Annotated in this window: 24 protein-coding genes; all 24 read right to left on the bottom strand. The window is 66.2% G+C overall.

Annotation, left to right across the window (positions count from 1 at the left end; genetic code table 11):
• Positions 1-12 precede the first annotated feature (12 nt).
• The 24 genes from AC5P5R_RS02490 to AC5P5R_RS02375 all read right to left on the bottom strand — a co-directional run bounded on the left by AC5P5R_RS02490 (position 13) and on the right by AC5P5R_RS02375 (position 18,963).
• Positions 13-1,086, bottom strand: a complete 1,074-nt coding sequence (locus AC5P5R_RS02490) for a phage late control D family protein (RefSeq protein WP_049397149.1) — start codon at positions 1,084-1,086, stop codon at positions 13-15.
• Entirely contained in the window at positions 1,077-1,292 is a 216-nt protein-coding gene (locus AC5P5R_RS02485) for a tail protein X (protein WP_005408322.1), read from the bottom strand. The genes AC5P5R_RS02490 and AC5P5R_RS02485 overlap by 10 nt, the downstream gene beginning before the upstream one ends.
• Positions 1,276-1,743 carry a phage tail protein gene (locus AC5P5R_RS02480; RefSeq protein ID WP_005408323.1) on the bottom strand — a complete coding sequence of 156 codons (468 nt, stop codon included), beginning with the start codon at positions 1,741-1,743 and terminating at the stop codon, positions 1,276-1,278. The genes AC5P5R_RS02485 and AC5P5R_RS02480 overlap by 17 nt, the downstream gene beginning before the upstream one ends.
• 2 nt (positions 1,744-1,745) lie before the next feature.
• Positions 1,746-4,208: a phage tail tape measure protein gene (locus tag AC5P5R_RS02475; protein WP_065183988.1), complete on the bottom strand. Its 2,463-nt coding sequence runs from the start codon at positions 4,206-4,208 to the stop codon at positions 1,746-1,748.
• A gap of 120 nt (positions 4,209-4,328) precedes the next feature.
• On the bottom strand, positions 4,329-4,619 hold the full coding sequence (locus AC5P5R_RS02470) for a phage tail assembly protein (RefSeq protein WP_005408325.1): 291 nt from the start codon (positions 4,617-4,619) through the stop codon (positions 4,329-4,331).
• Positions 4,620-4,700: 81 nt separating this feature from the next.
• Positions 4,701-5,204: a phage major tail tube protein gene (locus AC5P5R_RS02465; RefSeq protein ID WP_005408326.1), complete on the bottom strand. Its 504-nt coding sequence runs from the start codon at positions 5,202-5,204 to the stop codon at positions 4,701-4,703.
• Positions 5,205-5,206: 2 nt separating this feature from the next.
• Positions 5,207-6,409: a phage tail sheath C-terminal domain-containing protein gene (locus tag AC5P5R_RS02460; RefSeq protein ID WP_099474384.1), complete on the bottom strand. Its 1,203-nt coding sequence runs from the start codon at positions 6,407-6,409 to the stop codon at positions 5,207-5,209.
• A 106-nt stretch (positions 6,410-6,515) separates the two neighbouring features.
• Positions 6,516-7,175 (bottom strand): hypothetical protein, encoded by a 660-nt coding sequence (locus AC5P5R_RS02455; RefSeq protein WP_099474382.1) that lies wholly within the window; start codon positions 7,173-7,175, stop codon positions 6,516-6,518.
• A gap of 1 nt (position 7,176) precedes the next feature.
• Positions 7,177-9,282, bottom strand: a complete 2,106-nt coding sequence (locus AC5P5R_RS02450) for a tail fiber domain-containing protein (protein WP_099474379.1) — start codon at positions 9,280-9,282, stop codon at positions 7,177-7,179.
• A gap of 7 nt (positions 9,283-9,289) precedes the next feature.
• Positions 9,290-9,838: a phage tail protein I gene (locus AC5P5R_RS02445; RefSeq protein WP_134948479.1), complete on the bottom strand. Its 549-nt coding sequence runs from the start codon at positions 9,836-9,838 to the stop codon at positions 9,290-9,292.
• Positions 9,839-10,061: 223 nt separating this feature from the next.
• Positions 10,062-10,958 (bottom strand): baseplate assembly protein, encoded by an 897-nt coding sequence (locus tag AC5P5R_RS02440; RefSeq protein WP_049459408.1) that lies wholly within the window; start codon positions 10,956-10,958, stop codon positions 10,062-10,064.
• A gap of 2 nt (positions 10,959-10,960) precedes the next feature.
• Positions 10,961-11,299 (bottom strand): GPW/gp25 family protein, encoded by a 339-nt coding sequence (locus AC5P5R_RS02435; protein ID WP_005408332.1) that lies wholly within the window; start codon positions 11,297-11,299, stop codon positions 10,961-10,963.
• Positions 11,300-11,351: 52 nt separating this feature from the next.
• The gene (locus AC5P5R_RS02430) at positions 11,352-11,942 is read right to left on the bottom strand and encodes a phage baseplate assembly protein V (RefSeq protein ID WP_100437956.1); all 591 of its coding nucleotides are present in this window, start codon (positions 11,940-11,942) and stop codon (positions 11,352-11,354) included.
• Positions 11,939-12,343: a hypothetical protein gene (locus AC5P5R_RS02425; protein ID WP_240458882.1), complete on the bottom strand. Its 405-nt coding sequence runs from the start codon at positions 12,341-12,343 to the stop codon at positions 11,939-11,941. Before AC5P5R_RS02425 ends, AC5P5R_RS02430 begins: the two co-directional genes overlap by 4 nt.
• Complete coding sequence (locus AC5P5R_RS02420) at positions 12,340-12,492, bottom strand: hypothetical protein (protein ID WP_240458883.1); 153 nt, start codon at positions 12,490-12,492, stop codon at positions 12,340-12,342. The genes AC5P5R_RS02425 and AC5P5R_RS02420 overlap by 4 nt, the downstream gene beginning before the upstream one ends.
• 352 nt (positions 12,493-12,844) lie before the next feature.
• Entirely contained in the window at positions 12,845-13,222 is a 378-nt protein-coding gene (locus AC5P5R_RS02415; RefSeq protein ID WP_024956106.1) for a hypothetical protein, read from the bottom strand.
• Positions 13,219-13,704: a glycoside hydrolase family 24 protein gene (locus tag AC5P5R_RS02410; RefSeq protein WP_099527124.1), complete on the bottom strand. Its 486-nt coding sequence runs from the start codon at positions 13,702-13,704 to the stop codon at positions 13,219-13,221. Before AC5P5R_RS02410 ends, AC5P5R_RS02415 begins: the two co-directional genes overlap by 4 nt.
• Positions 13,701-14,051, bottom strand: a complete 351-nt coding sequence (locus tag AC5P5R_RS02405) for a hypothetical protein (protein ID WP_043033662.1) — start codon at positions 14,049-14,051, stop codon at positions 13,701-13,703. The genes AC5P5R_RS02410 and AC5P5R_RS02405 overlap by 4 nt, the downstream gene beginning before the upstream one ends.
• Complete coding sequence (locus AC5P5R_RS02400) at positions 14,048-14,476, bottom strand: Mor transcription activator family protein (protein WP_227860074.1); 429 nt, start codon at positions 14,474-14,476, stop codon at positions 14,048-14,050. The genes AC5P5R_RS02405 and AC5P5R_RS02400 overlap by 4 nt, the downstream gene beginning before the upstream one ends.
• A 355-nt stretch (positions 14,477-14,831) precedes the next feature.
• A complete protein-coding gene (locus AC5P5R_RS02395) occupies positions 14,832-15,215 on the bottom strand; it encodes a hypothetical protein (protein ID WP_033835195.1) in 384 nt (127 codons plus the stop codon).
• A gap of 153 nt (positions 15,216-15,368) precedes the next feature.
• Entirely contained in the window at positions 15,369-16,007 is a 639-nt protein-coding gene (locus AC5P5R_RS02390) for a deoxynucleotide monophosphate kinase family protein (protein ID WP_049451083.1), read from the bottom strand.
• A 41-nt stretch (positions 16,008-16,048) separates the two neighbouring features.
• Positions 16,049-16,276, bottom strand: a complete 228-nt coding sequence (locus AC5P5R_RS02385) for a hypothetical protein (protein ID WP_099527126.1) — start codon at positions 16,274-16,276, stop codon at positions 16,049-16,051.
• On the bottom strand, positions 16,234-16,626 hold the full coding sequence (locus AC5P5R_RS02380; RefSeq protein WP_423164583.1) for a DUF7696 family protein: 393 nt from the start codon (positions 16,624-16,626) through the stop codon (positions 16,234-16,236). The genes AC5P5R_RS02385 and AC5P5R_RS02380 overlap by 43 nt, the downstream gene beginning before the upstream one ends.
• Positions 16,627-18,963, bottom strand: coding sequence for a VapE domain-containing protein (locus AC5P5R_RS02375; protein ID WP_100437957.1), 2,337 nt, complete (start codon positions 18,961-18,963; stop codon positions 16,627-16,629).
• Positions 18,964-19,344: the final 381 nt, after the last annotated feature.

The raw sequence follows: 19,344 nt of genomic DNA, 5'->3' as shown, positions 1-19,344 counted from the left end.
CATGGCGTGAATCTACACTTCGCTGCCGACCTGTTCGCCTTCGCTGGCCGGGGCATTGCTGGCCGCTTTCACTGCGTCGGCGCTGTTGGGTTGTTCGCATTCGATGCGGGTGATAAAGCCCTCGCTGCCGATGCTGTGCTCGGCACGCTTGACCAGCCACTGGCCATCCACGCCCTCGCGGAACCCCTGCATCACCACGGTGGCTTCGGCCATCAGTGTTTCGCGGCCGGGCAGGGTGTAGCTGAGCGTCCGCGTCTGCCGTGCCTGTTCGCGATGCTTGGCGCGCGCCGCCGCTTCTGCGCTCTCCCGGTCGGCATAGGCCATGCGCAGGCGCATGATCGGTTCACCGCTGCCGACCTTCACTTCCTGGCGCTTGGCACTGCGCACGTCGCGGTAGTACGCAATGGTGGTACCGGCATCTTCGCGTGCGGCAAGGCTTACCCGGTAGTCGCTGCCATCGGCCGGGGTGAGGGTGACATCGGGAATGCGCTCGCCGCTGGCGCTGGTGGATTCGCCCCGCTTCACGAACACCAGGCGCCCGCCTCCGGGCTTGGCGATGGCATCGTGCTGTTTGGCCAGGCGCAGCAGCAGGTTCATGTCCGACTCCTGCGACTGCACCGTCAGCGGCAGCACGATGGACGCCAGCGATGCGCTCACCGCTGCGTTCAGCCCATGCTCGCCGGCCATGCGTCGCACCATGTCGCCGATCGTGGTGCCCTTCTTCCAGGTGCGTGTCTTCTGCGTCTGCAGGTCGCTCTTGCCCCCCTTGCTGGTCTCGAACGGTGCCGCCCGGGCGCGCAGCGTCATGCTGCCGGGAAAGCCGGAGATCTCCACCTCGTCGCAGATGTACAGGCCTACGCGCCGCACTTCGCCGTCATAGCCGATGAAGGCCTCCAGTTCCGCGCCAACCGGTGGCAGCTGGATCGGATCGGACGGATCGTGGTCGGCCAGCTGCAGTTCCAGCGTGTCGGACGTGTTGCCGGTCTCGTCGGTGATGCGCAGCGACTTGAAGCGCGCCATGATCTTGTCGGTGATGTCCTGGCTGTTGGCCACCACGCGGAAGGCCGGTGTGATGTTCAATCCCACAGGGCGACTCCCTTGCGCTCGCTGGCCGGGCGCTGCACCTCCGGCAGGGTGATCGCTACGCCGGCAGGCAGTACCGGGCCGCGTGCGGCCAGGCCCGGGTTGGCATCGAACACCGCGCGCAGGATGGCCGGTGACTGCTCGCCATAATGCGCGTACGCGATACGGTCTACGACGTCGCCGTCGCGGGTGCTATACGTTCGTGCCATTGCTGTGCTTCCGCAGTGAAAGGGTGAATTCCTGTTTCAGGATCGCGCTGTCGGCGGTGAACTCGCTGGCGGTGGCATCGATCTTCTCGATGACCCACAGGCCCAGGTTGCCGCCTTTGCCGGTCAGCAGTCGATGAGGCGTGCCCTGCGCGGCCAGCTTGCGCAGCTGTGAGAGCTCGTTGCCGGCGCCGCGGAACTGGTAGTAGATGACGCCCGGCAGGGTCATGCTGGCTGAGCCCGGTCCGGTGTACTGCAGGGCCGCCATCTGGCCGATGCGGTCCTGCGCCTGCCAGCGATACTCGTTGGATTGCTGGATCTCCCGGAAGACCGCGGTGTTGAGGCTGAACTTGAAGCCGCCCAGCATCAGCAGGACCGGGGCGTTGCCGGAGTCATTGGCTTTGAACTGCGACAGCAGCTTGTCCACAGTGCCGGTTACGAATTCGCGTTTCATGCTCAGTTCCTGTCTGCCAGGCCACCACGGGCGGCAACCGCGTTGCGACGCTGCAGCTCGTCGGCCGTGCGGCGCGCCACCGCCTCGCTGGATTCGCCTGGCTGCTGGTGGATGGTGATGTTGTTGGTCTGTTGCTGCTGCACGGTGGTGGCGCTGCGCGGGGTGGGCGAAGGCATCTCCGGTGCGGCACGCCCGGCCGGCGTACCAAAGGCATTCGGCATGCGTGGCTGCACGCTGGCGCTGTGCATGCTGGCGGGCGCCAGCATCACCGGAGGCAGCTGCATGCCGCCGTTTGCGCGTATCGCGCCGTAGGCATCAGCCGCGGTGTTCACACCAAGCGCGATCTTGTCCTTGGCGGTGCCCAGCACGCCCCCGACCTTGTCCATGATGGTGCCCACCACCTCCATGAAGGGGGCGATCTTGGCCATCATCGTGTCGATCACGCTGCTGACCTTCGCTGAAACCCAGTCCCAGGCACTGCCGAAGGTGACGACGATGAATCCAGCCACCGTGCCGATGACCTCACCGATCATCCTGAAGACCTCGGCGACGAAGCCAGCGACCTGGATGACGGCGCGGAAGTTGAACATCAGCGCTTCGCCCACCAGCTTGCCGATCTCGCCCACGCGGGAGAGTTCGTTTCCGGTGTACTGCGCCGGGGCCAGCATCCGCGACAGCCAGTCCCAGGCCTGTCCCAGCAGGGCACTCACGGCCTCCCAGGCCGGACGCAGCGGCGCAACGGCATTCATCAGCTCTCCCATCGCGGAAGTGCCCGCGCTGCTGAGACCTTCCCATACACCGCCCAGGAAGGCCTTGATCGGCTCCCAGTACTTGCGGACAAGCAGGGCACCGGCAGTGAGCGCGGCCACAGCTACCGCGATAGGGCCGCCACCAATGGCGCCCACTGCGGTGGCGACGACGCGGAACACCGAGGCGATACGCATGGCCATCGGGCCGAAGCGCCCCAGCTGGGCCAGCAGGTTGCCGGCACGGAACAGCTGGAAGACCTTCTGCACACCCAGGATCGGACCCTTCACGAACGTCCAGGCGTAACGGGCACCCAGCACCGCACTGCGCATGGCGAGCATGCCCACCACCACCTTGGTGGTATTGGCGATCAGCTTCGGATTCTCGGTCACGAAGGTGGTCACGCCGTTCAGCAGTTCGGTCAGCTTCACCGCCGCGTCGCCGACCGCGGGCAGCAACGCCGCACCAAAAGCCTTGGACAGGTTGTCCACGGCGATCTTCGCGCCCTGGATCTTCTCCGGGTCGGTCTGCATGGCATTGGCATACGCCGCATCGGTGGTTCCGGCAGAGCCATTGAGCGCCTTGTCGCGGATCCGGGTGTACTGATCCCAGTTCTGGATCATCGGGCCGATGAAGTTCTTCGCCTGTGCATCGCCGAACAGCTTGCCGATCTTCTGCTGATCGCCGGCCGTGGCCTGGACGATGGCCTGCATCGCAGCGTCGAACGGGTTGCCACCGCTGCTCTGTGCGTCGCTGATGACCTTGCGCAGGTCCAGGCCGAATCCCTTCTTGGCCTTGGCCTGCAGCTCGGGCGACATGATCGATGTCATGAAGCCCTTCATCTGGGTGGCTGCCTGGTCAGCGCCGCCCGCGGACCGGCGCGTGGCTTCCAGTGCCGCACCCATGGTGGCCGCTGCTGCGTTGCCCTGCAGCTTCAGCGCCTGGAACGACGTTCCCAGCACCGGCATTACCTTGGCCATGTCCTTCAGCCCCAGCCCGCCCTGGTGGCTGCTGACGACCAGGACATCCAGCGCCGACTGCATGCTGGCAGGGTCGATGTCGAATGATTGCTGCAGGCCCACGGCGGCGCTGGAGACGTCGTCGATCCCGGTACCGGTGATGGTGGCGGTGCGGCCGATGGCGCGCAGGCTGGTCTGCGCCGACTGTGCATCCATGCCGGCGTCGACCAGCAGCCGGATGGCGCGCTGCAGGTCATTCGCCTTCTGGTTGGTGTTGCCGGTCTCGGCCAGGATCGTCCTGCCCAGTGCTTTGACCTGGCCGTTGTCCAGGCCCGCTGCGCTGCCGATCTGCTGGTTCTGGCGGGCGAAGCTTGAGGCGTTCTCGACCGGCTTGGCCAGCTGGGTCACTGCGCTGCCGAGCAGGGTGCGTGACTCCTTGAAGGAGGTTCCCAGCTTCTTGCGGTTACGCAGATTGGCGGTGCTTGCCTTCTCGATGCGCTCCAGGCCGGTCTGCACCTTGCGCAGGCGATCGCCCTCGCTGGAGAGCCTGGCGTACTCCTGGCGCAGCCCGGCAACGTTCTGCTTGAGCTTTACCAGCGAGGGGTTCGCCTTGCTCATGGAGCGCTGCTTGCGCTCCAGCCTGTCCAGTTCGCTGCCGATCTTCTTCAGTCCGTCCTCGGTGGAGGACAGTGCGGACTTCAGCGAGCCCGAGATCGAGCCACCGATCGTGATCGTTGTCGTTTGAACGTTACTCGCCATGTACCGGCAATCCTTGTATCCACCAGATGAACTTCGACACCCGCAGCGTCATGATTTCGCGCAGGCCCCAGCCGGTATGGCCGGCCAGGGCGAGCACTCCCTGCCTGATCTGCGGCAGGGTCAGGTGGTAAAAAGCGCGACTCCCGACTGCAGGCGGGCGTAATCGCGCAGCGGCAGCTTGCGCAGGTCGTCCGGTGGGATCTCGCACAGGTTGGCGATCATCCGCACTTCACGCTGTGCATCGCTGCCCTTGTCATCCTGGAACCGCTCCATGTCTTCCACGGTGGGTTCGCGCATGCGCAGCACGGCGGTTTCCACGCCATTGACCTGGCGCGGGCGGGTGAGGGTGACTTCGGCATAGCCATCGCGTTCGATGACGTGGTCGTTGGTGGTCTTGGTCTTGCTGGACATGGATGTGTTCCTGGAAATCGAGGGAGCGCGATGAAGGCGGGGGCGCGAGGCGCCCCCGGTGCTGTGGAGACGCGTGCGGGGTCAGATGCCCAGGGCGCTGCGCAGGCCGGCCAGCATGTCCACGCCGTTCTGCTTGGCGATCATGTTGACCACGTCCAACTCCTGGACGACCAGCGGTCCGTGGGTGAGCTTGTAGTAGCTCAGTGCGAGCGAGATCTTCACCGTGCCCTTCTCGCCGGACTTGGATTCGCCACGATCAATGGCCTTGACCTTGCCGCGCATGTTGTGGACCACGGCGGTGATGCTGCCGTCGCTGGACTCCAGCGCCTCGCGTGCGGTGAAGGAGTACTCCTTGCTTTCCACCACATGGAACTTGCCCATGATGTCCGGGTCATCGGCGATGAGGACAGCCTCGGCTTCAAGCTTCTCGTGGCCCAGGGTGATTTCGGTCGGGGCGAACATGCCACCCGCCTGGAAATCCTCGGTCTTCAGCGTCAGCTTCGGAGCGGTGAAGGATTCGACGTTGCCGGCATAGCCCTTGCCGTCGACGTAGAAGTTGAAGTTCTTTCGGACGTTGCGCGCCATGCTTAGAAGATCTCCGAGACGTAGTTGTTGTTCATGTGCATGCGGAAGGTCAGCTGCTCACCCGGGTAGGTCGGAGTGAAGTCGAAATCCCAGTAGAAGCGGCCCTGGGCCACGCTGTCCGCTGCGTTCAGTTCCGGGTCGATCCAGCAGTTGCCGCCGAGGATCGCGCCCTGGGTCTTCAGGCCGCGCAGGAAGGCATTGACGCCCTCGCGCACGTCATCGACGTAGGTCTTGCTGATGCCGCGGTCGACGGCCCACAGGTGGGCGGCTTCCAGACTGTCGGCGATGATGTCGGCGGTGCGCACCACGCACAGGAACTGCCACTTCGGATCGATGCTGGTGGTGCGGTTGCCCCACAGGCGGAAGCCTCCTTCGCGGATGACCGTGGCTACGTTGGCCTGGTTCAGCAGGTTGGCGCGGCTGGTGGCATCGGACAGGCCGAAGTCGATCGCACGCGCGGTACCGACCACGCCGTTGAGTTCCAGGTTCGACGGCGACGCCCACCAGCCGCGCTCGTTGTCGCTGCGGGCGATGGCACCGGCCACGGCACCGGAGGCATGGCAGGTGACGATGGCATCACCGGACTGCACCAGCAGCGCGGGGTCGACCACGTAGACGCGCTTGGAGCCAGTCAGGGCGGCGGTGGACTTGGCAGCGTCGTCGTTGCTGTTCGGGCCATCCTTGATGATCACCGCGCGCAGCTTGTCGGCGATGCCGAGCAGTTCCGCTACGACCGGGTTGGCGAGCACGGCCTCCGGCTTGGCCGGATCGGCCGGGTGCACATGGGTGAAGCCGGGTGCGACCAGGATGCGCGGCTTGACGCCGACGATGGACTTGGCGGCCAGCAGCGCATGCACGCCTTCGTAGGCGCCGGTCTGGGCGTTCACGCCGCCCAGCACGTTGGCCAGGGTGGCGCTTTCATTGGCGCCCTTCTCGACGCGGACGACGACGACGACGGCACTGGACTGGTCGAAGATCGTGTCGAGCGCACCGGGCAGGGTGCCGGCATCGGTGCCGGTGGTCGCCGACAGCTTGGCGGCCTGCGACGGCGAGGTCACCAGTACGGGCGTGTTGAAGGGGAACGCTTCGGTGTCGGCCAGCGGTGCGGTGCCGACGATGCCGATCACGCTGCTGGAGGCGATGGCAATCGATCGGGCACCGGTATCGATGTTGACGACCTGTACGCCATGGAGAAATTCGGTCATTCGGGGTTCTTCCTCGGTGTGGGTGTGTGCCGGCTTGTGCAGGCGACGGGGTAATGTTCGGAGAATGTGGCGGTCGCGATAATTGCAGCGGTGGCCCGATGTGCAATCAGTACCAGCCCGAGACGGCGACGTTGGCGTATACGGTTGAAACCTGAGCGGGGCTGCCGGAACGACGGAGATGAACGGCTATCTCAACCGTGATGCTCTCGTACATGGAAGATGCCGCAGGAATGCTGATGGATACGGTTGCCGAGCGCGATGTCGCAAGTGAGGAGAATGACGGTGCGCTTGTGCTGAACGAAGCAGCCCCTGTGTTGCTGGCCGTGAACTGCACTTCGTACTGGCCGGGATTTGCACCCGCCGGTGCCCAGCGACCGGAATCCACCTGGGCGGTGGCATCGTTGCCACCGCCGTAACTGTTGCTGTGGACGGTGAAGTTGCCGTCGGACAGCAGGCTGATCTGCACCGACGCCGTGACATCGCCGAATGAGTTTGTTTTGGCGCCATTGCCGGCTGAGTAGTCCTTGCCGTGGAAGGGCAGCCGGTAGCTTGCGGTGCCCCGGGCCGCCCACAGGTTGGACACGTCCATTCCGTTGATGCGATGGCCTACGTCGGCACGCTTGCTGCCGTACTGGATGTGGGCATAGCGGCGGCTCAGGTCGCCGCCCGCCAACATGGAGCCGCAGTCCGCAGCAAACGGACCCTCGGCGTAGGGATCGAACAGATCGTCAAAGTCGACTCCACCAGAGGCATAGCCTGAAGGCATGTCAGTTCCCTCCCTTTAGCGACCTGATCTCCGCAGCCAGTTCCTGGATGGCGCGAACCAAGACAGGAATCAGCTGCGACTCCTGGATCGACGGCACTTTCTCACCGCGGTAGTCGACGGCATTCTCGAAGACTGCTTCGGGTACGATTTCGGAGAGCTGCTCTGCAATCATGAAGAGTCGGCGTCGCTCATCGTTTACAAAATCGGAGTTGTACTGGCCAAAATAGGTCTCAATCTTTTCGATTTCCGCCAGGCCATAGCTCAGTGGTGTCAACGGATGGTCCGACTTGAGCTTGCGCGACGAAGGGCGGTTGAACCCCGCGGGAGCTTCCACGACACCTGTCTTCGAAAGCCAGAAGGACTGCCCATAACCCGCGAACGTGAAGACCCGGTCGCCGTCGGTGCTGTCACCGTGGAAGTCGATGTAGCCCTGCGTCGTAGCGTCGACCTCACGGTACAGACGCCACCGCGCGGAGGACCATCCATTTGCACCATTTACGGTCCGTAGCAGCGTTGCCTTCATGCCGTCTGCATTGCCGCCGTGTGGAATAACGCAGTGCAGGGCGGTCTGGCTGTTCCACAATCCGGTCCCGAGCGGTGGGGAGGCAAGCACGGTGTACCCGACGCCGCCATCCACGGTTACCTTGGCTTTTCCGTTGCCTCCAAGCAGTGCAAGCGAGCCGTTCGCATTTCGGTTGACCAGAAAGCCATTGCGGTCGGTGCCGGTGTTGAGACCGGCACCGATCTCGAGGTTGGCGACATCCAGGTTGTCGTCATAGAGCGCGATACGACCTGCGGCATTGCCTCGCATCCGAAGCGGACCGGTCAGGTCTCCGCCGGTGATACTGAGCTTCTTGCTTGGATCGAAATTGCCGCTGGTCCAGACAGTTCCGCCTGCATTGAGCGTAGCGGTGTACGCCCCTTCCAGATTGCGGAAAGTGAACGTGGATCCGGACTTGAAGAGATAGCTGTCACCCGTGCCGAAGTAGACGACACCATCGGTCGCGGTACTGCCCCAGCCGGACAGGCGCAGGGAGTTGTTGGAAATGGTGACGGTGCCACTGAAGGTGCCGCCGGTCTTGTCCATCTTCGCTTCAGGCGCGAAGTTCCCGGCATGCCACATCGCCGAGCCGTTCCAGCGCGGCGTGTCGCCATGCTTGATGGTGATTTCGCTGCTGGCACTGCGGTCCGCGCTCCATACGCGCCACAGGCTGGAATTTGCCCAGCCGCCAATGAAGGACTGCTCGGCACCGGCGGCACCGAAGCCCAGCAACGGATACGTGCCGCTGATGAACTGCTGGTCGGTGAACGTGTTGCCGCTCCTGGACGCCTTGCCATCCAGTGCCGACTGCAGCCCGGTCACATCGGCAATCACATGCTTGTGGCCCACGGTGGCGAAGTCACCGGCCAGGGCGAACTCGGAGGCGTGCTTGCCGTCCAGGGTGTCGGCGTCCAGGCCGTTGCCATGCCCGGTGTCCTTCAGCGCGGCGCTCTTCAGTTCCAGCGCAGTGCGCGCCGCCGCGGTGTTCGCCGCAGACAGCAGCGTCTTCGCCAGCGCGGTCGGGGCGCTGGCGCCGAAGCGCTTGTCGGTGTACGCACGCACGCCACGCGGGGTCACCACGCGCTGGGTGTCGGTCGCATCTTCGACTTCGGTGCTGGTGGCCAGCTCGACCACGCCGACGACCTCGGTGGTGGCCGGTGGATAGAGAAAGCCGGCATCGCCGAACTGAATCTGAGTCGTGTCGATCCCGCTGAAGCGGGTATCGGTGGCCAGTAGCAGCATCGATGCGGCCGACTTCTCCATGATCGGATCGGCCTGGCCGTAGCTGGCAAACAGGGTGCCGTCAGCCAGGTACAGGCCGAACCCGCGCAGCGTGTAGGACGTGGCGCTGTCGTCGCGGATGGTGACGTGCACGGTGTCATCGCCCACGGCCTGGCCGCCGAAGGTGGCGACGCGCTTGATCTCGCCGGGCAGTGCGGTGAGCCCCGCGGAAGGCACGAAGGCCGTCGAGGTCAGGCCGATCTGGGTGATCAGCACGGCGTTGGTGCCGGTGTTCGGCGGATTGACCAGCTTGGCGAAGCCGGCATCGGTGATTTTCAAGCGCATGCGGGGGTTACTCTCCGATCAGTTGAAGGCGGCGGAAGGCCGTGGCGTGGGCGGCTGCAAGTGCGCCGATGGCGGCGTCGGCCTGCATGCCCTGGGTAAAGGTGAAATGCGAGCGCACCGGCTTGGTCCGGGTGATTTCGCCGATGACGTCCTCGACGAACATCGCCGTGGCGGACTGGCCATCCTGGTTGGCGATGGTCATCACCGCTTCGAAGGTGTGCGGCGCGCCCTTGGGCTGCAGCTGCCACCACTCGCGGATCAGCACCGAGCCGCCGAAGGCGGCCACCACGTCGCGCACGCTGCCGGCGGTGCCCTTGCGTCGCTGGATGGCGATGGCCGTACGCACCCGGGCGCGCTTCACGGCCTCGGGCCAGTAGGCCTTCCATTCGTCCACCGACAGCGCCCAGGCCAGCCAGGGCAGCAGTGCGGTCGGACAGCGATCGGCATCCCACAGCGCGGTGATGTCCACCGGCAACGGACGTGCGACGATGGCGCGGGCAAGCGCGCGCTCGGCGTGGGTGGCGTTGGCGGGAAGCAGGTTCGCCGCCGAGGGCACCACCACCTGGGCGTCACCATCGATGACCTCGCCGGGCGCCGGTGCAGCGGCCAGGGTGACCCTGCTGCCCTCGATGACGCTGCCCTGCAACGGCTGCCGCCCCCGTGCATCGGTGCGGTACACCGCCTGCAGGCTCGCCAGCGCGCCGCCGGGGTGGCGGAAGGTGCGGTTGCGGCCATCGATCGCGCCGCGCAGGCGCGCGTTGATCAGGCGCGTGCTCGGCTCATTCATCGGTGCCGCCGTGGGTCAGGGTCACGCCGGTGCAGTGCGTGGCCTGGGTTCGGTCCACCACCACATCTGCAGCCGGATGGACGATCTCCACGCGCTGCACGCCCTCGGCATGCAATGCGGCGAACAACCCCGAACGGGTGACATCGCGGCCGAGACGATGTGACTCGCTGATGTAGCGGTCCAGGCGGGTGCGCGCTTCGGCAAGCACGACCTGCGAATCCGGGCCGGCAAAGGTGAACAGCGTGGCGTCGACCGAGTAGGTGACGATCGTGGCCGGCTTCACCAGCACGTGGTCGGTCAGCGGTCGCACGTCATCGGCGCTCAGCTTCGCCTCGACGATGTCCAGCAGCCCCTGGGTGGCGGTTCCATCCGCTTCGCGCGACAGCACCGAGACCACCACTTCGCCGGGGGCGGGACTGGTCGCACTGGCGTCGAGCACGCGCGGGTCCGCGCTCAGCGCATGGAATACATAGGCACCTTCCGGCCCCGCCACGCTGAACCCTTCCGGGCCCAGCTGGATGCGGCGGCGGAAGTCCTCATCGCTCTCATATCGCGGTGGAATGCCTTCCTGCGGCCTGCCCGGGTCGAGCACCTGGCGGGCGACGCCGAAGATCGCGGCGAGGTGGTCCAGGTCGCTGCCACCGGCATAGGCCAGCATCACGCCACGCGCGGCGTCGTTGACACGCTGGCGATCGAGCAGGCGCAGGTAGGTGCAGACCTCCAGGATCTTGAAGGCCGGGTCCGACGGCAGCAGCGCGTCGAAGGTGGGATCCAGGGCCTGCAGTGCGGTCAGCGATTCATCGAACATGGCTTCAAAATCGAGCACTTCGATGACCGCCGGGGCAGGCAGCTGGGACAGATTGACACTGGTGAACGAGCCGGATGCCACGGTTAGCGAACCTCGATTCCTTCGATGGTGATGGCCTCGCCGTCCGGCAGGTGGATCCCGGTCACTGCCAGGATCATCACGCCGGGGGCGGGGAGGGAGACGTCGACGTTCTCGACGTGGAGACGCGGTTCCCATCGCGCCAGCGCGTCGACGGTGGCCGCGATCAGGTCCATGCGCAGCGAGCGGTTGGTCGGCGCATCGATCAGTTCAAACACGCGTGAACCGTATTCGCGGCGCAGTACGCGGGAGCCAAGAGGCGTGGTGAGAATGTCACGCACGGACTGGTGGAGATGGGCGAGCCCATCCAGTGATTTGCCGGTGTTGGCGTCGATTCCTCGCATGGCCTCTATCGTCGTGGAGTGCGGGTTTTCAGGGCATTGCAGGCGTGGCCGCTCAGGGCTGCGCGGGCGTGGTGGGTGCGGTCGGACCCTGTGCGGTGTGCTTGTGTGCCTTCAGGCCGATGGCACCGGCCTTGACTTCGCCCGGTGTGCTGATGTCCTTGCCGGCGCTGATCGCGCCGCTGACATCCAGATCGCCGGTCGCCTTGATCGAGGGTGTATCGAGCACGATCGATTCGCTGGCGATCACCTGTGCATTCGCGCAGGTGACGATGACCTTGCCGCTGCCGACATGGACGTTGAGCGTGGTGGTTTCCTGGTCGTACTCGACGCTGCTGCCGTCGGCGAACTCGGTGCGCTGCCGCAGGCGCGAGTCGGCCGGCGGCGGAAAGCGGTCCTGGTACAGGCTGCCGAGTACCAGCGCCTGGCCCGGGTCGCCATAGGGGCACGCCAGTACGACCTGCTCGCCGGGTTCGGGTGCGCACCAGGTGCGTACGCCCGGTCCCGCGCCGCGTTCCAGCCAGGGAATCCAGTCGGTAAGCATGCCGTCGGCATCGACGCGAACGCGCCCGTTCGCCTCGTCCAGTTCGCGCACCACGCCGATCATCAGCAGGTTGCCGATCAGCCGCGCGTGTTCGGCGCTCATCGTGCGCGCTCCGGCAACGGCTGGTAGCGGGACTCATGGGCGCGGCCGATCTCCGGCGCGAAGCTGTAGGACGCCTGCGGCACCACGCCACCGGCGTCGTCCCACGGGTTGTCGCCCAGCGCGACCGGCAGTGACCACTCGACGATCCAAGTGCGCAGGCCCGGCTGTGCCGCCGCGGGGTCTTCCGGCAATGCTGCAATCACATCGATCGCACCGCTGGCAACGCCGGGGAAGCGGCCGAGCTGGTGCAGCCAGGTCGCCAGGGCGAGGGCCGCGTTGCGCAGCTGCAGCGTTGTGGTTGCATCGGTTGCCGGCAGCGCAATGCGCGCTTCGAAGCGCAGCGTGGCCTGCAGCAGGCCACTGCCATCATTGTTGTCCCTGCTGCGGTCACAGCGGGTCATCGCCAGCAGGCAGGCCGGCAGGGCATCCCCTCAGCGTTGGCGTCGCGATGGAACTCGACGCTTGCAAACCCCGGAAAGCGTGCGCGGATAGCGGCTTCGATCGCGGCAATCAGCGGATCGAGCGTGGGAGGGAAGGAATCGTTCGCCATGTCAGCTCATGCAGGGAAGGGAAGAAGGGCGTGGCCCGTGCGGCGCGCGCGGTCTGCAGCCAGTGTTGCCATCACCGCAGTGGGGTGGCATTGCAGGCGTGGCCGTATCCGGCAGGCTTAGTGCGTGGGAGTGGCACTGCTGCCGCAGTCGGCGGGTGCTGCCGGCACGGCGCCATTGATGGTGATGCCGCGCTGGCTGCCGAGGCTGCACAGCAGCGCACTCAGCTGGTCGGCCAGCGCGTGGTACTGCTGTGCGACCGCAACGTGATTGCGCAGCAGCGCGTCATCGCTGGCTGCGTGCAGGTCCGGCAGGCGGGGTGGGGGAAGCAGCTGGGCAGGTGCGATGCTGAGGTCAGCGCGGCAGGGCGTGGCCGGCGTTGGCCTCGCGCCAGATGCGCACGAACTCAGCGTCAGCGTCGCCGCGATCACGACCAGGAGTCTTGGCATGGGTCTCGATGTCCCGTTGCAGGGTGTTGAACTGTTCGGTGTGCCGGGCCTGGTGGGCCAGGCGCTGTGATTCGGCCTGCGCGCCTGCGGCGCTGTTGGCGAGGGCCTGCTGGTTCGCGCGCTGGACTGCATCGGTGCGGGCCTCCTGCTGCGCTGCCCGGGTGGTGGCAACGGCAAGGTCCGCAGTGCGGTCGCGCAGGGTCCATCCCAGCCAGGCGCAGCTCGCGTGGCTGCCGGCAAGGACCAGCAACCCGATGCCCAACCTCAGTGCCGCGGGCGTCACTGCAGGGCTCCGCCGGCGGCACGGTACGCCGCGCGCAGTGTTTCCAGCGCGTGCTCCTTCTGGCCGTAGCCGGCGCCCGGCAGCGATGCCCAGATGCGCCGAGCCGCAGTGACGGCGGCATCGAAGCGGCCCAGCCGGATCAGCTCGTAGGCACCGCATTGCTTGAGCAGCGCCACGGCCGCGCGGTCCTGCGAAACCGGGCCGAAGTCAGGCAGGCCCAGTCGCGCGCGCAGGTCATCCCAGGTGCTGCGCAGGAACTGGTAGCGGCCGGCGGCGCTGGATTTGATGCCGTAGCGCGGCAGCGACACCAGCACGCGGGGATGGTCGCGGTAGTCGGTGAACAGCTGGCCACCGACGATGACGTCGTAGCCGCGGTCACGCGAACGCTGGCTGGGTATATCGGTGCCTTCGGACACCGCCAGCATGTCCAGGAACGCAGCAACGTTGGTGCCACCGAGGGCGCTGGCTGCAGCGGAGGTCATGCGGCGGCCCCCGGCTGCTTGCGCACCAGGGCCAGCAGGGCGTCTATCTGTACGCTCTGCTGGGCGATCTGTGCACGCAGGGCGCTGACTTCACCGCGCAGCTGCCCGATCTCCTGGGCCATTGCCTCGCGCTCGTGCATCAGCCCATCAGCGCGTGTACGTTCGGCCGCGAGCTGTTCCTGCAGGGTGCGCAGGGTGTTGCTGGTGGCTTCATCGGCGGTGCGGTCGACCTTGGCCGACGACAACCACTGGCGCAGCCACAGCGACACCGCGATCAGCACGCCCGAGGTCCCGCCCAGGTACTTGGCCCAATCCGGCACGCCGGCCAGCAGGTCGCTCTCGTTCATGCGCGTGCGTATCCCTTGAGCAGGGCCGGGTGGACAGCCGGTGGCAACGCGGTGCGCGCACCGCGCAGGGCGCGCTTGATGGTGGTCTGTGAGACGCCGTACTCACGCGCAACATGGTCGCGTGGCATGCCGCTGGCGACCGCGCGGGCAATCTGTTCACGGCGTTCGTGCGCGCCGGCAGCGAAGCAGGATGCCAGGAACAACAGTTCGCCGCCGAAGTGCGCGACCAGCCGCTGGGCGACGTCGTGGCCAAGGATGTCGATCAGCCGGTGCTGGTCGGGCAGGGTGGAGGGTACGTAGACGATGACGCGGTGACGGCCGGTGGTGCTGGAGGTGGTCGGCGGCCAGGCACGCACCAGCGTGAGGGCTGCGGATTCGCCGATGACCTCGGCCAGGGTCTGGATGCTGTCGGGCAGGGCGTTCATGGAGGATGTCTTCAGTGGCATTGATCTCCACTGTTGCCATCCCGCATGACTAGTCAACACCTTTCATCTACTTTTATATCGGCGCGCTGAAGACGTTCAGTCGTGCGTGAGGAGTGGGGAGGAGCACGACACGCCTGCTTGCAGTGAGCCGAATCCGCTTGCTCTGGCCGCTGGTGTTTTCCTGTACATCCGTACTCGTTGTCCTCACCTGGCAGGAACAGAGGCAGATCAAGGGGATGGGGCAGGTACAGGGTGAGGACGGCCACCTGCCACACAGCCTCATGCGCCGTGTACTGGCCGGAAACGAAAAAGCCCCGGACGATGCCGGGGCTTCAGGACTGCAGGGGGCGCTGGATCAAAGATCGAACACCAGGTTGCCGCCGGTCTTGCGGGGGATGTACCCGGCGTCGCGCAGCCAGCGTGCCGCGTTGACCTGGTCCATGCGCTTGACCGGGAAGCGGTTGGCGAACATCAGGAAGCGCGCCACGGTGATCGACTCGCCCTTGCCCTTCAGGGCCGCAAGGGTTTCGACGAACCATGGCGCGGGCGGCTGCTGGCTGCCCGGGCGGGCCACGGTACGCGTCTGCTGGGCGCTGCCTGCGCCTGCCCGGGCAGTGGCCAGCGTGCACAGCGAGATGAAGATCGCATCCAGGCTCACGATGTCCTTGCTGCCCTTGGGCTGGGACTTGAACAACTCGATGGCCTTCAGGCGCGTCGACGTGAACTGTTCGACCTCCATGGCGTTTCCTCTTTGCGAAATGGGTTGGGGATGCAGGGTGACGACAGGTGTCGTCGGTGATGGGGGGATGACCTTACATCATTTTCGCCGATGATGGGTCGGGGCCTGCGCTGGGTTCGGGGGATGGACCGGATGGCGGGCCGGCATTCCGGATCAGATCACACCGCGCGAACGCAGCTGGTCCAGCGATCTGCGGACCAGATCGGCCGGGGTGCTGTCATTGTCGACTTCGATGTCGACCAGCTCATGCGGCAGCGGCTGCTCGCTGGCATGAGGGTCGCTGCTGCGATGGCCTGGGCGATTGACGCGGATCACGACACCACCACGACGCCGGATCGCGCGGGCCTCATTGGCGAAGCGGACGTCGGGTACCAGCCCGCCCTCGGGCAGGCGTGCGAACAGCGAGCGTACCCACAGCTCGGGATGGACGCGGTCACGCCCCCACTCGGTACCGGCGGTCTGCATCAGGTGGCGCGGGGTGAGTTCGGCCAGCCAGTCGATGGCGTCCTCCTTGCGGCTGTCCAGTTCGTGCAGGGAGAGCCCGAGGAGGGAGGCGACCAATTGCCGCAGTGGGGCCGCGAAGCTGTCGCATGGCAGTGACAACGCCGACGCCAGTCCATTGGCGAGTGTGTCCTTGCCCGAGCGCTTGCTGCCGGCGATGCCGATGTAGAGCGGCACACGAGAGCGTGGCGCCGGCCGCAGGGCGATGCTGCCCAGTGCAGGGCCGGCACGGAACGCGGCCAGTGTGTCGGCAATCAGGCGATGACCGCTGTCGAGGGAGGCGGGAATCATGCGGAATCTACTCCTGGAGAAATGCGGCAGGTGCCGGAGGATCAGGAATCGCGACCGGCGATGCTGCGGGCGCGGAGGATGCGCTGGGTGATGCGTCCGCCCCGGGCCGCTGCGGCGATCGGGTCAAAGCACAACATGGCGGTGCGGGTACGCCGGCCGGCAGCAAGGTGGTCGCGGATGGTCCGCTCGGACAGCACCGGTACCCGCTGTTGGATCTGCTGCACGGTCAGCTGCTCACCTTCGAAGGCATGCAGTCGGGGACGGGGCATGGCGGAAGCGCTCCTGGAAGGTGGCGGGCCGATACCTGCATCTTGCCCCTGTAGATGCTCCTAGTCAACACCTTCCATCTACTTTCAGTGTGGTGCGGTTGGGCGGGCGGGCTGGCGATCCACAGCCGCAATGCCGCTGCTGCCAGGCGCTCACGCTCAACCGGGCCGCGTGCGGCCAGGACACCCTCGAGATACTGTTGGCGGTGCCGGCGCGGACTGACCACCGTCCAGCGCCCGTCGGTGCCCACGCGCCGGTAGCCGTCCAGTTGCAGCAGGCGACGTGCTTCGCAGTGCAGGCGCCAGTCGCCGCTGCTGCTGTCAACGTCGCGACCATCATGGAGGCGCGGCATCTAGAACGGCCCTGCCGCGTGCTCGGCCAGACTGCGTCTGCGCTGTGGCATCAGCCAGACCTTGGCCCGCTCCTTGCCCACCACGCGGGTGCGCACGCCATGCCGCTTCACCACGTAGGCGGCGGCCTCGTTCACCTCGCGACGGTTGGGCTTGTCGATGCCCACCGCGATGACGATCTCTGTGGCGCGGTAATGCGCGCTCCAGTGTTCGGCAGGGAGCGACCAGTCGAAATGGCGATCGATCAGTTCGGCGATCGGCGAGATGGGCTCGTGTTCGCTGTTGGTGGCATTGAGCGCATCCAGTTCCTCGGCACTCAAGTGCCAGGTCTCGCCACTGCAGTACAACGCATGGGCCTCAGCCCAGACCTGCTGCATGTCGATCCGCGCCGGTTCGCCCAGCGCCACGGCGTGCACGGTCCACCAGCGGGTGTTGCCGGTGGCATCGCGGAGGAAGCGTTCGTCGTTGACACTGGCAAACAGGATGGTGCGCCGCGCATAGCGGGATTCGGTGCGCGCGTAGGGGCGACGGATCTCGTCATGGCTGCGCGAGATGAATGATTTCAGTGCCGCGATATCGGTACGGCGGAAGGTGGCATCGACTTCGCCCAGCTCGACGATCCATCTGGAGATGACCTGCTTGACGCTGTCCTTGTTGGCCGGATCCAGCACCACCCCGTCGGCGATCAGTTGCAGCTCTACCGGCGCCAGCTGCCGCGCCCAGCGTGTCTTGCCCAGGTTCTGTTTCGAAACGAACGTCAGCACGCCGCGCGCGACCACGCCATCGGGCTCAAACGCCGCGGCCACGCCGGAGATCAGCCAGCGCCGCATCAGGACTTCCTTCAGCACGCGGCCGTCGGCCATGTGCGTGGGCTTGGCTTCCTGCACGGTATCGAAGAACGCCTGCAGGCGGGACTGGCCATCCCACGGCCGTGAGGTGATCCAGCTGGCGACCGGGTTGTAGGGATTGGCTTCGGCCACCTGGCACAGGTTGGTCTCGAAGCTGGCGGTGGCCATGCCGGCGCGGTGCATGCAATCCATCACTTCGCCCGCCGCGACCTCCTTGGCGTTGTCTACGGTCGTCTGCAGCCCAGGGACCAGAATCTCCAGATCCTTGCGGATGACGTTGTAGCGCACGGTCACACCGGTACGACGGCACAGCTCGGCCAGGTTGCGGGCAGTTGGCAACGGCCGCCCGCGCGCGTTGGTATCGGGAAACGGGGTGAAGGCATCGAATGCGGACAGGTTGCCAGGCACCTGGTAGCGCGCGCTGGCCGATGACGGCGCATCGTCCAGTGCCACGTCGTCGCCCACTGCCGGCGGCATGGGGGGCAACAACTGGGCACGCACGGTGTCCAGCCCCTCGCGCAGATGCAGGTCGTTGAAGTCGGTAGGGCGGTCATCGTCGCCATGCAGCGTGGCGAACTCGGGCCAGACCACGCGGGCATCGATGTCCGCGGCAGCCTGCGTGGCCAGGGTGACGCCAGGGTTGTCCAGCGGCTGCCGCGTCCACTGATCGTTGTCGGCACACAGCACGAATGACCCGTCCGGCATGGCGCCGCGCCAGGCTCGGGCGACCGCGCCAAGGTTGCCTGCATCCCAGGCCACCACCACGCACCAGCCCGTGGCCTGGTGGATGGATCCGGCGGTGGCATAGCCCTCTGCAATGGCGATCGGTTGGCCGGTAACCGGCTTGCCGATGACATGGAAGCAGCCCTGCTTGCGGCCACCGGAAAGGAAGTCCTTGTCGCGGCCAAGTGCTGGATCCACGCGGGGAAAGATCGCCTGCAACGAGACGATACGGCCCGCGCTGTTCATCACCGGTACCAGCAGGGCGTTGTCGATGTGGCGGAAGACAAGGCCATCGCTGTTGCGCACCGGCCATGGCGCCACACGCAGGCCATGTGCATGGATGCCCTTGCGTACGAGATAGGGGTGGTGGGCATCGGCAGGAATGGCTCGGTTCCACAGCACGTTGGCCGCCCTGGCGGCGGCGTCCTCGCGTTCGCGCTGATGCCGTTCGCGCTCGCTGCGGGCCGCCTCCTGGCGTTGCCTGATGGCACGCTGCTCGGCGGCGCTCAACGCGGTCGGCGATTTCGCGCACCAGGCATGGCGGGTGCCGGTCCGCCAGCTGCCGAACTCGCCGGCCGGCACGTGGTCTCCAAACAACACCGCCCAACCATTGCGCGTGCCACGACGGTCGCCTTCCACATGGAAGCGCACCAGCGTGCCATCGGCGTTGAGCGCGTCGCGGCCGCGCGCGTCCGGCACGATGCCGTGCGCGTGCATGGCCTGCAGGAACGCGGGAACGATGTCCTGCGTGGGATGCGGTGTGTGCATTCGACAAGGCCCCTGGGAACGTGGATCGGTCCACCGCGGCCGATGGCGGCCAACGTGCTGTGCAGTGTCCGGCGTGCGCAGGTCACGCAGCGGCCGACCGACTCAGTGTGGTCAGGATGTGGTGGGAGTGGTGATACGGTCATGGTGTCGGAACGGGGCTTCATTTGCAACACCTTCCAACACCTTGCATCCCTGGCCGCGATGGCGCCACCCAGTACCCGTTGGATCTGCGATGGCGTTCGCAGATCACTGTGATCGTGCCGATGCGTCGCAGTTGGCGAGAACCGGTTTTCGGATGATGCGATCGCCGTCAACGAGGGCCCATCGTTTCTCTCCATCGCGCCTTCGGGCGCCCGTGCACAAGGAGCCTGCATGCCTGAA

The organism is Stenotrophomonas sp. YJH_SMC_19 (genome assembly GCF_059367915.1).
Note: the sequence above shows the minus strand (reverse complement) of the source record. Positions and strands in the feature narration are given on the sequence as shown.